This window comes from Pseudoalteromonas luteoviolacea H33-S, assembly GCF_001625695.1.
Taxonomy (GTDB): domain Bacteria; phylum Pseudomonadota; class Gammaproteobacteria; order Enterobacterales; family Alteromonadaceae; genus Pseudoalteromonas; species Pseudoalteromonas luteoviolacea_B.
In genome coordinates this window covers 84,324-99,292 of the sequence record NZ_AUXY01000080.1, presented here as the reverse complement: position 1 = coordinate 99,292, position 14,969 = coordinate 84,324, and the positions used below count along the sequence as shown (strand labels likewise).

13 protein-coding genes are annotated in these 14,969 nt (G+C 41.1%); 6 read left to right on the top strand and 7 right to left on the bottom strand.

Annotation, left to right across the window (positions count from 1 at the left end):
- The first annotated feature begins 2 nt into the window (after positions 1-2).
- Positions 3-833: an EamA family transporter gene (locus tag N477_RS15305; RefSeq protein WP_063363670.1), complete on the top strand. Its 831-nt coding sequence runs from the start codon at positions 3-5 to the stop codon at positions 831-833.
- On the opposite strand, the gene N477_RS15300 is transcribed toward N477_RS15305, so the two are convergent.
- Entirely contained in the window at positions 830-2,482 is a 1,653-nt protein-coding gene (locus N477_RS15300; protein WP_063363671.1) for a S8 family serine peptidase, read from the bottom strand. The genes N477_RS15305 and N477_RS15300 overlap by 4 nt on opposite strands.
- A gap of 190 nt (positions 2,483-2,672) precedes the next feature.
- The gene (locus N477_RS15295; RefSeq protein ID WP_063363672.1) at positions 2,673-3,764 is read right to left on the bottom strand and encodes an ABC transporter substrate-binding protein; all 1,092 of its coding nucleotides are present in this window, start codon (positions 3,762-3,764) and stop codon (positions 2,673-2,675) included.
- Positions 3,765-3,831: 67 nt separating this feature from the next.
- Between N477_RS15295 and N477_RS15290 the strand changes: the two genes are divergently transcribed.
- Together N477_RS15290 and N477_RS15285 are read left to right on the top strand one after the other, a co-directional pair.
- Positions 3,832-4,218, top strand: a complete 387-nt coding sequence (locus N477_RS15290) for a cytochrome b562 (protein ID WP_063363673.1) — start codon at positions 3,832-3,834, stop codon at positions 4,216-4,218.
- Positions 4,219-4,491: 273 nt separating this feature from the next.
- The gene (locus N477_RS15285; RefSeq protein ID WP_063363674.1) at positions 4,492-8,547 is read left to right on the top strand and encodes a rhombosortase-dependent cadherin domain-containing protein; all 4,056 of its coding nucleotides are present in this window, start codon (positions 4,492-4,494) and stop codon (positions 8,545-8,547) included.
- Positions 8,548-8,679: 132 nt separating this feature from the next.
- Here the strand turns inward: N477_RS15285 and ykgO are convergent, their stop codons facing one another.
- Complete coding sequence (ykgO, locus tag N477_RS25745) at positions 8,680-8,817, bottom strand: type B 50S ribosomal protein L36 (protein WP_080672543.1); 138 nt, start codon at positions 8,815-8,817, stop codon at positions 8,680-8,682.
- Positions 8,818-8,915: 98 nt separating this feature from the next.
- Complete coding sequence (locus N477_RS15280) at positions 8,916-9,173, bottom strand: type B 50S ribosomal protein L31 (protein WP_063363675.1); 258 nt, start codon at positions 9,171-9,173, stop codon at positions 8,916-8,918.
- Positions 9,174-9,363: 190 nt separating this feature from the next.
- On the opposite strand from N477_RS15280, the gene N477_RS15275 reads away from it, so the two are divergent.
- A complete protein-coding gene (locus N477_RS15275; RefSeq protein ID WP_063363676.1) occupies positions 9,364-9,639 on the top strand; it encodes a hypothetical protein in 276 nt (91 codons plus the stop codon).
- Positions 9,640-9,748: 109 nt separating this feature from the next.
- Here N477_RS15275 and N477_RS15270 read toward each other — a convergent pair whose 3' ends face one another.
- Positions 9,749-10,402, bottom strand: a complete 654-nt coding sequence (locus tag N477_RS15270; protein ID WP_063363677.1) for a DUF6058 family natural product biosynthesis protein — start codon at positions 10,400-10,402, stop codon at positions 9,749-9,751.
- A 149-nt stretch (positions 10,403-10,551) separates the two neighbouring features.
- On the opposite strand from N477_RS15270, the gene dapA reads away from it, so the two are divergent.
- The gene (gene dapA, locus N477_RS15265; RefSeq protein WP_063363678.1) at positions 10,552-11,466 is read left to right on the top strand and encodes a 4-hydroxy-tetrahydrodipicolinate synthase; all 915 of its coding nucleotides are present in this window, start codon (positions 10,552-10,554) and stop codon (positions 11,464-11,466) included.
- 57 nt (positions 11,467-11,523) lie between these two features.
- Complete coding sequence (locus N477_RS15260) at positions 11,524-12,822, top strand: DEAD/DEAH box helicase (RefSeq protein ID WP_063363679.1); 1,299 nt, start codon at positions 11,524-11,526, stop codon at positions 12,820-12,822.
- Between the two features lie 81 nt (positions 12,823-12,903).
- Here the strand turns inward: N477_RS15260 and zapE are convergent, their stop codons facing one another.
- The gene (gene zapE, locus N477_RS15255) at positions 12,904-13,986 is read right to left on the bottom strand and encodes a cell division protein ZapE (RefSeq protein ID WP_063363680.1); all 1,083 of its coding nucleotides are present in this window, start codon (positions 13,984-13,986) and stop codon (positions 12,904-12,906) included.
- 194 nt (positions 13,987-14,180) lie between these two features.
- A complete protein-coding gene (locus tag N477_RS15250; protein ID WP_063363760.1) occupies positions 14,181-14,816 on the bottom strand; it encodes a glutathione S-transferase family protein in 636 nt (211 codons plus the stop codon).
- Between the last annotated feature and the right edge of the window lie 153 nt (positions 14,817-14,969).

The window sequence follows — 14,969 nt, the reverse complement described above, 5'->3', positions numbered from 1 at the left end:
ATATGGAATTTGCATTATTGAGCGCACTGAGTTGGGTTGGGTTTGATTACACGCGTAAACGATTGTCAGCGCATTTTTCCGCGCCCTTAATGTCCGTGATTTTCAGTGCCATTGTCTTACCTGTTTATTTAGTATATTGGCTTGTTGTGAGTAGGGAGTTACCACTTTCAGGTTACTATGTGCCTGCAACGGTAAGTGGTTTACTAGCTGGCATTGGCAGTGTGTGCTTCATTCGTGCTTTAGCACTCGGCAAAGTAGCTGTAATGCTCCCAATGTTATGCTTAACACCGGTTATTTCTGGTGCAGTAGCTTGGTTTTGGTTCGGTGAGGCACTCACACAGTTAGAGCTTATAGCTATCTCTATTCTTGTTGTCGCATCATTTATACTTCAGGGAGGGCGCTTTACAATTCAGGAGCCGGGAAGTGGCTATATTGTTATCACTTCAATTTGCTGGGGTCTTTGCATTGTATTTGATAAACAAGCTTTGATGTATAGCCCTGTCGACTTTCATATTGTATATGTCACTTTTATTGTGTTGGCACTGAACGCGACATTGTACAGACCTGTGATAGTTTTTGATCAAATAAAACAGTACTTATCAGTTTGGTTTTTTGCTGCGCTGTGCTTCTCACTGGCAGTGACTTTTCAATTTATCGCTTTGGAGTCAATCCAGCCGGGCATGCTAGAGGCGCTTAAGCGCGCTATTGGCATCATTGGAGCGGGTTTAATAGGGGTTTACCTATTTAAGGAAAAATTAACCCCAACACAATGGTGCTGTGTCGGGGTTATTTTATGCACAAGTGCAATATCGTCTATTCAGTTGGCAGGTTAGTTACATTTACCAACTTTGCTCCATACGTTAGTGAATACTGTTGGTTCTGCACCACGTGACCACCAAGTTGATCTGTACTCATAACCTTTATAAGAAACACGGTCACCGACACGATAGAATGTAGACGCGCTCCACTCGCTAAGGCCAGTACAACCTGGAGGTGTTACCGCATCTTCTACTGTGACCTGCTTAACAATCGAATCAAAATCGCCTGCTGAGTTGGTTACTTTAAGTGTTACATCATATGTACCTGCTTGAGCATATGTGTGCGTTGGTGCGCTTTGAGAGCTACCGTTACCATCGCCAAATGTCCAATTGTAAGTACCAGCAGTAGAGCTGTTTGTGAATGTTGATGTTAAACCACTTGTTGAGAACGAGAAGTTAGCCACTGGAACTGGGTCACCACCGCCACCACAGCTTTGAGCTAAGTAATCATATGCTGCTTTTGCTTGAACAATACCGTGTCCGTAAGAAGTATCACGACCTGCTGCGCCTTTGTCTTTTGCACTGGCATTAAGTGCCGCGCGGATCTCTACATTTGAACAAGTAGGGTAGTTACTCCATACTAGCGCAGCTACACCAGACACGTGTGGCGTTGCCATCGATGTACCACTAATACTTCTGTAACCACCGTTGTTCCATGTTGAGTTAACGCCAACACCTGGGCCTGCAATTTCAACTTGGCTGTTATACTGTGAGAATGATGCTTTATTTTCAGAGCTATCTACAGCCGCTACAGATACAACATTGTCATAAGATGCTGGGTAGCTAAGTGCACTGTTGCCACCATTACCCGCTGCTGCAATGTGCAGCATACCGCGCTGGTAACTTTGGTCGAAAGCATTTCGCTCTGCTGTAGAGCTACCGCTTCCACCTAAGCTCATGCTAGTGATATGCGCACCAGCTGTCTCACACTGGTTGATAGCTTCAATTAGGTCAGAACCATAAGCCCAACGACCTGAGTCATTGAATACTTTTACGATATGAAGCTTAAGGTTACCAGATGCATTCACACCAACAACACCAGTACCGTTGCCGCCAAGTGCTGCGATTGTACCTGCCACGTGCGTGCCATGTCCATGACCGTCATTGTGCCAAAGACCAGTATCGTTTGATCCGTAACCGTCATCGCCAGTTACGCCTGCGCTAACTAAGTCTTCGTGGCTGCGCATATAACCTGTATCCATGATACAAACTTTTCGATTTGCAGCAGCTGCATCGCTAACCAGTTTCGCTTGAACCATGTTAATACCATAAGGTGTTGATTCAGCGAAAGGTGCGATTTCGCCATCAATAAGTTCTGGCACGTAACGCTTTGGATCCACTTCGACAGTCACGACGTTACCATCTTTTTCAAGTGAAGATAATTGCTCAGGTGTCAGCTCCATTACTACTGCATTGATACTTGGTAATGTTTTAATCGCTTGCGCGTTTATATTGCTTGCAAACAAACTGAGCGATTGTGCTTTATAGTCTGTTAATTCTGCTTCTGATAAGGCTACAGGGAATGTGTTAGCCGTAGATTGTTCTTTTAGAGTAACGATCATACGTTCTGATGTTGCTGCTGTTGCAGAAGCAGCACCAAGCGCAGACGCAACGCCAAGGGCAAGTAAAGTATGTTTTTTGCTTGTTAGAATGTTATGTTTCATTTTGTTTGTCCAAGTTACATGTTGTTAACCAATTTAACTAAAACAGGTATTTTAAAATCTGTCAATAGTGCAAAAAATGCGCTTAAAAACTTGGAGGAAAATATTTTTACATTAAAAATTTAATATGAAATACATATTCATTTAATGTTTTTATGGTAGATAAATATTGTGTGATTAAGTTTTAATCAGGTTAAAAATTTAATTCTTTGTTCAAAGTCATAATATTGTAATTTTTCTTTTGATTGACAAATTGTGAAAAATCTATTTGATTTAGGTTGTTTTCATGTATGGCTTTGTAAATTGGTTCTAAAGTAGGGTTGTATGGTCTAAAAATTGCGACTTTTTGCGTACCAATATATTTGATTAGCCCTTGCTGATATTTTGCAAGTTCAACCAATAGGTACCCGCCAAGAAATACGTGACCACCAATCGAGACATCAAGCTTGTCTACGTGTCCATTGTCCCAATTAATCCCTCCTATTTTGACTTTGTCTCTAATGCCAAGCTCAATAGCGGCTTGATTGACACCAAAAGCAATTGCATCATTTGCACACCAGATCAACTCAACATCCCTATATCGTCTTAGCAAACCTCTTGCTAGTTCATGAGCACGGTTCTGAGACCAATGTGCGTCAACTTTGTCGATGACTTTAATATTCGATAAACGATTAGTGTAGCTCAGTAGCCCTTGCTCTCGTTCTAATGCTGCGGTTGTCACAACGTCACCAAGAAAAGCCAGCATTGAATATGATTCAGGGTTTTGAGCCTCTTTTTGCACCGTGTGCACAAGTTCACGAGCAAGCTCTTTTCCTGCCTGATAATTGTCAGGAAGTATGGCGGCTTTAATACCAAAACCTTTGGCATTGAGTCTGTTTATTTCAAGCTGGTTTGGACTGTTTAAAAGAAATAGAATATTTGGATGCGGCTTTAATGAATTGAGAAGAACTTCAGTTATAGCGCGTTTTTCATCGACTAAAATGAGGTAATCTGCGTCCGATTCAAGTGCTTGTTTAGTCAAATCTTTCATCAAAATGTGGTTGCGCTCAGCGTACATCACAGTTAGGTCAATATTGGTATCTTGAGCAACCGCATTCATGACTTTTGATACATTTAACCAAAAGTTTCCGGTTGGGTTGATACCACCGGAACCTGGATTAACGAATGTGACTCTTAGGGGGCGATCGTTTGGTTTTTGTAATGCGTCACTGGGTGAACTGAAAAAGCAGCTTGTTAAGACAATGAAAAGTAGACGTATTTGTAAGATTAAAGTGGCTGTTTTCATTGCTTGTATTGTGCCTTGTTTACAACTTTTATTTATATATACTAGCTCAAACTTTCAAGGGGGTGTTATGAAGTTTTTTTTTGTTATTTTGATGTTTTTTAGTCTTTCAGCCTTTGCACAGCCGAGTGATTTAAATCAGCTCATGAAAAAAATGGGCCTGGAATACAAACTGGCTGTAAAAGCGCAATCTGCGGATGTGATGCACAAGCATTTAACACAGTTCATTTTATTAGTTGAGCAAGCTAAAAAGCATCCATTCCAACAAGAAAAAAAGCAAAAATCTATTGAGGGTCTTAACCTCACTATTACTGAGGCTAAAAAAGCCATCGCGTTTGCTGAAAGGGGCCAACTTGACGACGCTCGTGCAGTGTTACAAAAAGTCGATTCTTTAAGGTCTCAGTACCATAAGCTGCATGAACCACCTAGCTTCTGGCAGCTTTTGTTTGGTCAATAATAAACGAACGATTCCGAGCAAATGTTCAAAGTCCTTTTAATAAATGAACCGTTAAAAAGTTTATTGTCAAATTGTGGTTTGTTACTACACTCATATCGGAAACCTATCTAAGAACGATGTTAAGTATATTTATTAAGGGGCCCGGTATTACAGATATATACCTAGAATGAGCTCACTTCGGCTCAATCTACCTTATTAATGCAGTTATAGTTAAGAAGTCTCGATTCCAAGCCTAGGTAGGCTCTTGAAATATTAAATAAAAGGGAAAAATGAATGAGACTTCTTCACCCCGTTAGCATTGCTGTCGCTATTGCGCTTGGCGGAGCAGCATACTTAGCACTACAATCTCAAACTTCAACGCCGTACGAACGTAAAGCTGAATTCCTAGAAAAGAAAGCTCAATCCAAGTCGCAATCGCCCAAGCGTTATGACAAGCCAAAAGAAGCGCAAGAGTTTTTTGTGCAGCAAAGGCTACCAGTAGGCGCGCAGTCATTACCTGTCGAAAAGTATTCTGCGGCACTGAAGCAGATCAGGCAAATGACGCATTTTTCTATATCTTCAAGTAGTGTGCTTGCAGACTTTTCGCCCCAATTGAATGCACCGGATGGACAAAATCAGGAGTTAGGTCAGTGGCAGGAGCTTGGACCGGGCAATATTGGTGGACGAACTCGGACTTTAATTATTCACCCAACTGACCATGATATTATGTATACAGCAGGTGTTGCAGGTGGGGTATGGAAAACGAGTGACGCAGGTGCATCATGGACACCATTGAGTGATTTAGCCACAAACCTTGCTGTCACCACGCTTACTTTTGACCCCAATAATGCTAACACTATCTATGCGGGAACAGGTGAGGGTCTATTCAACTTTGATGCATTACGCGGTGATGGTATTTTCAAATCTGAGGATGCAGGTGCTACTTGGACGCAACTTTCTAGCACCTCAAGCAACACCGATTTTCATTACGTAAATAAAATTGTTTTTAGTCCAAACAATGCCAATACACTTTATGTCGCGACGCGCTCAGGTGTGCTCAAATCTTCAGATGGAGGTGCGAGCTGGGAAACTAAGTTTGTTCCTCAAGGAACTTCAACAGGTTGTACGGACTTGAAACTAATATCTCAGTCCAATACAGATATTCTGCTTACTGCTTGCGGTTCATTTAATGCTGGTGGTGTGTACAGAAGTGCCGATGCTGCAGAGAATTGGACTCAAGTGATTACTGGGGCTGAGCAGGGTAGAACAACCATTGCTGTCGCACCGTCAGATAACAACATCATTTATGCTTTGGCAGCTAATCGCAACGACCATGGAATGGATGCTGTTTATAAATCGACAGATATGGGGGTGAATTGGACAACCACTGTAACAAGAGCCACTGCTGACAGATTTACAAGTGTGCTACTCAGTAACCCATATTTCGGACTATTGGACTTGTGTACAGGGGGAACTGCTCAATCATTTAATCAAGGGTGGTATGACAACATCATAGCGGTTGATCCAGTAAACCCGGATGTGGTTTGGACTGGGGGTATAGATACATTTCGTTCAGATGATGGAGGCCAGACATTCGTACCTGCGAGTATTTGGTGGCTTAACCCAACAAATCCGCAATATGCTCATGCGGATCATCACGAATTTGTTTTCCACCCAGATTATGATGGGGTAAATAATACAACGTTATATGTAGCCAATGATGGTGGTATCCAAAGAACAGATAATTCCCTTGGTGGCCGTTTAACCATAGATGAAGTGTGCGGCAATACGGCAGCAGATCCTAATCAACGTGTTAGTTGGTCGACACTAAATAATGGCTATGCCGTCACACAGTTTTATCACGGGACGGTTAAGCCAAGTGGAACGAGCTACTTTGGCGGTACACAAGATAATGGGACGTTAGTGGGTGAAGATGGGTCATTTAATGGCTGGGTCGAGATACTTGGTGGTGATGGCGGTTGGACTGCAATAGATCCGACTAATCCTAATATCATGTTTGCAGAGACTACCCGTTTGTCGCTGAGAAAGTCGACTGATGGAGGGGAAAATTTTTCAAGTGCGGTCAGTGGAATTTCTGGAGATAACGGATTTCCGTTCATCACGCGTTTTGAAATGGCGCCATCTAATCCTCAAGTGTTGTGGATTGGGGGCAATCAGCTTTGGAGAACAAGCGATCAAGCTGACAATTGGTCAGCAGCTTCGGGAGCGCTCGATGGCTCAGTATATTCTATTGGAATAGCCCCTAATACAGAAACTGCCGTCGCGGCGGGTACAGATAATGGTACTGTCTATGTTTCTTATCAGGCAGATCAAGCTTCAGCATCTTCGACTTGGGTAAGCTCTACGCTCGCACAAGGAGTAACAATCAGCTCAATTGCATTTGACCCAGACAACAATCAAACAATTTACGCGACAGTCTCTAATTTTGGCGCAACCCATGTTTGGAAAACAATGGATGGCGGTCAAACTTGGCAAGCAAGTGACAACGGACTGCCAGATATACCAGCCATGACAATTGCAGTTGACCCTGAAAACCCGCAGAAGTTATTTGTTGGTACTGATTTAGGTGTATTTGTGTCAGTTGACGGTGGGCAAAATTGGATGGCTGATGGCTCCGGCCTTGCCAATACCAATATTGCTAAGCTTGCGATTAAAGGAAGAGAGCTATTTGCATTTACTCACGGTCGAAGTACTTATAAAGTGGCGATGAATACGGGCACAATGGACAGAAGTTTTACGACTGATGAAGACACTGAGATTTCCGTTGGTTCTGCTTTTGTTGACAGTTTAAACAATGCTTTTGATTCTGTGGAAATTATTCAATTACCTAACAGTGGTGCTTTAAAACTTGGGGATCAGATGCTCGAACAAGGTGCTCAGGTAATGGCACAAGATTATGCAAATCTAGTGTATATGCCAAGTGAGGACTTTTCTGGTGAAGATTCGTTTATCTTCGAGGACATGACAGCAAACAGTCAGCCTGTGCCCGCAAATGATACGCTGCCTGAAGGGCAATATGCTGTAACGATATCCGTTAACCCTGTGAATGATGCGCCTGTCATAGAGCCTTTGGAAGATGTTGAACTCTATATTGGGGAGTTAACGGAGTTAGACTTTAACGAAAAAGTTGAAGATGTTGACAATAATGACCTAATGCTGCAGCTTGAGCCTTCTGTGCCGGGCATGTCTTTTATAGACGGCGTTCTTGCTGGTAGACCATTTACTGAGTTTGATAGTTTGATGACATTAACTGTCAGTGATGGTGAGCTGCAAACGCAGCAGGAGTTCAATATTAGTATTTCAGTCGCACCTGACAGAGGGCCTGTTATTGAGTCCGGCCAGTCATTTGAAGTAATGGAAAACAATGAGTCTGGAACGTCAATAGGTATGCTGATGTTCAGTGACCCTGATCCGGATATTTCACCAGTTGAAAGTTTTATGATCCTTGATGAAGTGCCATTTATAATTGAGCCTACGGGTGAGCTGTTTGTTACGACAGAATTAGACTATGAAATGCAAAGCGAATATAACTTCTTTGTTCGCGCTATGGACTCGTTGGGCAATTATTCAGAATACACCGAAGTCACAGTTGAGGTGTTGGATGAATTGGGTGACGATGATGTTGAACCTGTTGTCATTGAAGAGCAGCACTTTGAGGTGATGGAAAACTCACCGTTAGATACTGTTATAGGTACGCTTGAATTTGAAGATCCAGATGCAGATGAGTCGCCTGTTGACTCTTTTGTTATTCTCGGTAATGTGCCGTTTGAAATTGCATCTAATGGTGAGATTAAAGTTACTGGTGAAATTGACTTTGAAGTAAGTCAATCATTTGTATTTGGTGTAAAAGCAGTGGATACAATGGGTAACGAATCAGATTTTGTCGAGGTTAAGGTTGATGTAATTGATGACCCAGAAGATGATCAGCTACCTGATAGATCACCAATGATTCCGAGTGGTCAAACTTTCGAAGCTCTAGAGAATGCTGCTTTAGGAACAATTATTGGTCGATTAGAGTTCTCTGATCCTGACTCAGATGTTTCTCCTGTTGAATCGTTTATGGTGATAGGTAATGCGCCTTTCAGTATTGCCAGCAATGGCGATGTTGTGGTTCAAGGCGAACTGGACTTTGAGTTTCAAAGTGTGACCCGGTTTGGTGTAAGAGCACAAGATTCGTTTGGTAATGTATCAGAATACACAGAGGTAACGGTTAATATTATCGATGTGAGAGGCGACGATGATGATGACCAAGATGGAGATTCAGGTTCATTTGGCTTATTAGCATTGCTAAGCCTACCATTGGCGTTGCTAAGAAGACGTAGACGTTAATTGGAATCAACCAGAAAGCGGCGAAAGTCGCTTTTTTTATTTTATATCTAGGTGTTGATAAGAGGAGGGGGCTTTTAAAAGTTTAATTTTGAGCACTTTCTGCAGTAAAGCGCTCATACAGCTATAAGGTAATTAGCGTTTCTTCTTTTTACCCTGAACTGCTTTAAATCTTGGATTTGTTTTACAAATCACGTAAACACGTCCGCGGCGCTTAACTACCTGACAACCAGGTCTATTTTTTGCGCTCTTTAATGAACTTAAAACTTTCAACTTATGCTCCTTAATATGTTTTACAACTTTACGCTTCAACGCGCTTGTTGAAGTTTACATCGCTACGTAGAGCAGCGATGTAAATTAAAAACCATTGCTTACTTAGTTGTAGCAGAAAGGTTTTTGAAACGGCGGTTGAACTTAGCAACACGGCCATCGCTTGCAACGATTTTCTGCTTACCTGTATAGAACGGGTGAGATGCGCTTGAAACATCAATTGGTACGTATGGGTACTCAACACCATCGATTTCAACAGTTCTATCAGATTTAAGTGTTGAACCAACGATGAAGTACTTGTCTACTGCCGTGTCATGAAATGCAACAGCTTGATAATCCGGGTGGATATTTGCTTTCATAATAAATTTTAACCTTACGAAATGTGATAACGTCACAAATGGTATTCTATTTGAGAATAGTTTTCAATTGCTTATCTGAAATTTTTTTTACACTTTTTGTCTATTGATTATACGAATAACGCAATTGTTACTGGATCTTCAATATCAGACTGTTATAACTAGAACCGAGATTGAGAAAGAGGACTACACTGTGAGCGAAGAATCACAACAATTAGACAACAGTGTCATTGCGGAACTGCAAAATAGGGATCATTCGTCGCTAGCTCAGCAAATGGATGAGTTAACTTGCGAACACAGTGACATTATAGAGCTACTGGCACAATATCAGGTTTTGAGCGAACAAGATGATGACGAAAAATTTGATACATGGTACGACAACTTGTGCGAAGACAAAATGAAAGTCTTAAAAGGGTTTGAGATTTATAGAGCGCATTATGAACAATTAGAGACTGTGAATAAGCCTTAACTAAACCTCGTTTACCCAAATAGTAAAAGCCATTTAGAGTAATCTAAGTGGCTTTTAGTTTTTTGGCTTCTAATCAGTAATCTGAAGTGCTGAGAGTATGTTCTGTCTACTAACAAGTTGATAAATCATATTTTTGCATGACACTGTCTATATACTTATACCTGAGGGAATCTTGGCGCTCGTGCGCGGCGTTATGGCTTAAAGATCTATTTAGCAGCTTAAGTGCTTCATGTAACAAAGCACGTTGCTCCGTTGGTACAGTTATACAGGTTCTATCTTCAGTTATTTTATCAACTAAAGCACGGCCAAGGTCGATAAATACAACTTCCTCTACGGTACCGTCCTGACTGATTACACCGTATTTACTACACAAAAATTGCTGCCAAACTTGCTGTATATGCTCAATTAAGTCATCACCAAACTTATCATCTTCACTTACTATGCCCTTATCAGCACAGGCTTTTAGCGTTGTGATATATTTATTCTGAAATAACTCATAAGCATGACTTGAGTGCTCGACTTCATGTCTAAGTAGCATATGACCCCAATCTAGGGCTCCTCTGGGATAGTAGTCAGTCACCTCAATACATTCATACAAACCAAGATATGAGCTACATTTAATAAGATTATCAATACTGTAGCTGGCGTTCGGAAAAATACTGTTCTCTTGCCATTGCTGTAATTGTTCTGGCTTTATTTTAATTAAACTACACAGTTCATTGGCATCATAGAAATTAGATTTTAAGTAGTCAGATAATCGCATAGTGATACTGGTTTTTTATACAGTTGTTTTTAGTTTGTATGATTTTTAGCACATAAGCAAGAAATTTTATAATTCTGTATATTTGGCCTCGGCATACAGGAGCAATTGTGATAAAACATATCGTATATAAACAACTAGCTAGAAATTGCATGCGAAGTATACAATCGATAAAAAAAGCCAGCTTAATCACGGCAATTAAAACCCCTTATCTTATGTCAGGCGAAATCGACTTGCAGGCGTATGACGCACTTGTCGAAGCGCAAATTGCAGCCGGAGTAGACGGTATCATTGTTGGTGGCACAACAGGTGAAGGTCAGTTGATGAACTGGGAAGAGCATCTGATGTTAATAGCCCATAGTGTCAATAAGTTCGCAGATAAACTGGTAATAGTTGGTAATACTGGTAGTAACAATACCCGAGAAGCAATTAAAGCCACTGAGTATGGTTTTGCATCTGGTATGGATGCAGCACTGCAAATTAATCCATACTATGGCCGTACATCAACTGCTGGTGTAGTTGAACACTTCGAACGTGTTTTAGAAATTGGCCCCGCTTTTGTATATAACGTGCCAGGCAGAACTGGACAAGATTTAACGCCTGATATTATCGAGCCACTTGCCAAGCATAAGAATTTCATTGGCGTGAAAGAGTGTGCGGGTAATGAGCGCATTGCACATTATGAGTCACAGGGTATTGCTTGTTGGTCAGGCAACGATGATGAAGCACATGATGGTCGTCATAAATATCAATCTCACGGCGTTATTTCGGTTACCTCAAACTTGGTACCAAAATTATTTAGACAGCTGATGGACAAGCCTGATGAGGCGCTAAATAGAGACTTACAGCCTTTGATGAGCTGGCTATTCTGTGAACCCAATCCAATTGCGATAAACACAGCGTTAATCATGACTGGCGCTGTTAACCCAGTATTTAGATTACCCTATGTACCGCTTACGCGTGAGCAGCAAATTGAAGGGCAGACGCTCATCAATGCGCTAGAAGAGCAGTATATTGTTGGTGGAAAAGCTAATTTAGTGGATGAAACGCTTCTTAAGCTTTGTTAATGCAAAGAATTGACGTATAATCTGCGACCCTTCAGTATTGGTCGCAGGTTTGCCGTTATGAATTTTAAATCGTTTAGTTTTCCAGAGCCGTTATTAAAAGCCTTAGATGAAATTGGCTTTACAGAGCTCACTCCGATCCAACAGGCGGCCATCCCTGTGATCAGAAAGGGTCATGATGTGCTTGCAACTGCACAAACGGGCACGGGTAAAACCGCAGCCTTTGCATTGCCAGTTATCCATAACCTATTAAAGGGTACTTCAACAAAGTCTCCTCGCGCTTTATTTCTCGCACCTACCAGAGAGCTTGCGGAGCAAATCGCAAATAACTGTGAGGCGTTTACAAAGCATACTTCACTGCGCACTGTTGCAGTATTCGGCGGTGTAAATGTCGACGGCCAAACGCAACGCTTAGCACAGGGTGCGGATATCGTCGCTGCCACACCAGGCAGGTTACTTGATTTGGTACGCTTAGGTAGTGTCGATCTAGCGAACATCGAGCATTTAGTGCTTGATGAAGCTGACCGTATGTTAGACATGGGCTTTATCGATGAAATGCAGCGTGTCATTTCACTGGCGAAAGAAGAAAAGCAATTGCTATTATTCTCAGCGACTTTTCCTTCAGCAGTAAAGCAGTTTGCTAAACAGGTATTAAAAGAGCCAAAACTTGTGCAAACAGCACCGGAGAATACGACTGCTGAAACCGTACGTCATGTTGTATACCCAGTTGAACAGCAGCGTAAAAAAGAGCTGTTATCCGAGCTGATTGGCAAGAAAAACTGGCAACAAGTGCTTGTCTTTGTCAACATGAAAGACGATGCTGATACTATTGTAAAAGAGCTGGAGCTGGATGGGATTGCAGCAACGGTTTGTCATGGTGATAAAAAGCAAGGTGCAAGGCGTCGTGCTTTAAGAGATTTTAAAGAGGGCAAAGTTCGCGTACTAGTAGCAACTGAAGTAGCTGCAAGAGGGATTGATATTGAGGGGCTACCACGCGTTGTTAACTACGATCTGCCATATCTCCCTGAAGACTATGTGCACCGTATTGGTCGTACGGGTAGAGCTGGTAACAGCGGTCAAGCAATTTCCTTTGTAAGCAGAGAAGAGGAACAATTCTTACTTCACATTGAAGCTTTGATCGGTCAAAAAATCAAGCGCTATTATTTACCAGGCTATGAAGTTGCAAGCCGCGAAAACTTGATTGATAACTTGAGTAAAAAGCCAAGTCATCAAAGACGTAAGGTACGCACTAACAGGCCAAGCAATCAAGCAAGTGGTGAAGCACGTGTTAAAAATCGAAATAAAATTAGCTCAGTAAGAAGTCGCTTAAAAGGTGTGCAATTAAAGCTAGATAAATAGACACAATTTCTCACATGTGAAAGCGGGCTAATTAGCCCGTTTTTTAATGTGTAATTTAGAATTCAGAGCAAAGAAATAAATTTATACGGGCATGTGCCAAGATTGCATCTCAACCAAGCGGCTTTTTGTCCGTTCAAATTCAAAAGCTAATAACTCTCCAGCATAAAGTGTTTGCAACGAAAAATCTGATTCAATCACAATCAATTTTTTTCGGTCATAAAATTCATCTACAAGTGCGATAAAGCGTCTTGCTTCGTCGTCTAAAGTGCGTGCTGATAGTGTAGATTTTTCTCGCATATAATTATCTTCGATACCTTGAGTCACGCAGTGGCGGTTTGGAGAAGCGCCCATAGAAGGTACGTTCCTTATGAAAATAACATCATAGTCTAATGCTAATTTAATGTAGTCTAGTGTCGCCCTTGGGGAAGAGCATAGAGACATAAACTCAATTAATAAGCCGTTCCTACATTTTCCTAAAATAGCGATAGGGCGGCTGTGGATCTGTATATTTAAACCTTGGTATGAACCTTCAAGAGTCTCAAACAAAGAAGAAAACGCACTGCGATTATTTTCGAAGTAAAAGTTGCTGGGGGTGCCGTTGCTGAATCGATGATCAAGTTCTCCGCTGACATTAACAAGGCTACAATGCGCCATGATTAAGTCGATGGTTGGCTCAAATCGCGTTCTTTGTAATCCATTTTTATATAGATCTGTTGGATGGCTGTTGGAGGTTGTTATAAAAACTATACCTGCTTTAAAAAAGGCATCTAGTAATCCTGCGAGTATCATGGCATCGCCAATATCTTTGACAAAAAATTCGTCAAAGCAAAGTACTTTGGTATGTTTTGCCCACTGTTTAGCAATCGCCTTTAAGGGATCTTTTTTTCCTTGGACTTGCCTTAATTGCTGGTGGATTGTTTGCATAAAGTGGTGAAAGTGCAGCCGTTGCTTTTTCTCTACCAAAATAGTATCGAAAAACATGTCCATCAGCATGGATTTGCCACGCCCGACAGGCCCATATAAATACACCCCCATCGATGGCTTTCCAGCTTCAACGTCAAGACACAGTTTGTCTAATATATTAATGGCACCTAATTGAGCCGGATCGAGTGATAAATGATTGGTTGCTATTAATTGTTCATATTTATTTAAAAGGCGGTGCATAAAAAGTAGTAGTTGGGATTTTTAATAATGATACGGTTAACTTAGCTAGAATAGAAGTAAGTTGATTAAAAACAGTAAAGTCCGATATTACTTTATTAAAATGCAAAAAAGCCTATTTCCATAATAAACATATTATGTAAAATTGGCTTTTAATTCAATTTTAAAGATATGAGCTGAGAGTGAGAATCGTAGTCCTATTTATATGGGCTTAAATCTGTCTGCTCTGTTTCGCATACTTTTTTAATGACAGGGTGCTTAGCCATCCCACGTAAGTATTTTGCTAAATGTTCAAACTGTAGAGGAGGGGTATTTAGCTCATCTGCCCATATACACAACATAAACAAATAGCAGTCGCATATCGTGAACTGTTCATTAACCACATAGCTTTTACCCGCTAAATGCCTATTTACGATAGTAAACATTTCGGTTAGGCGAGTTTGCTGGGTTTTAATGATGTCGTCATACATCAAAGCGCTTTGCGTGTGTCGCTCAGGGTAAAAGTAAATCATCAACTCAGCTTGGATTGTGGTTGTAAAATACATTAGCCATTGATAAAAAACACCTTTTTGTACTGGATCCGCGGGTATTAGCTGACTTTCTGGGTGCTTTTCTGCAAGGTATAAACAAATTGCTCCGCTTTCAAATAGCACAAACTCATCATCAACCAGTGTTGGGATCCTACCTGTGGGGTTGAGTCTTAGATATTGTGCTGATTTTTGTGCATGCTTTTTACGATCAACGAGTTCTAGTTGATATGGTACTTTTAGGGCTTCTAATACAAAGTGTGGTGCGAGACTGGCATTACGAGGGTAATAAAACAAAGTGTACATAACTGGCCTTATCATCAAGTTTTTATTGGTGAGAAAGCTCCTTTTAAGATTATTCCTTTAGGACTTTAGGACAGCATTGGAATAATAACAAATACAATGACGTATTTTTATTCAAAAATTTAAATTGCCCAAAGTGAGTTAACAAGATTAACC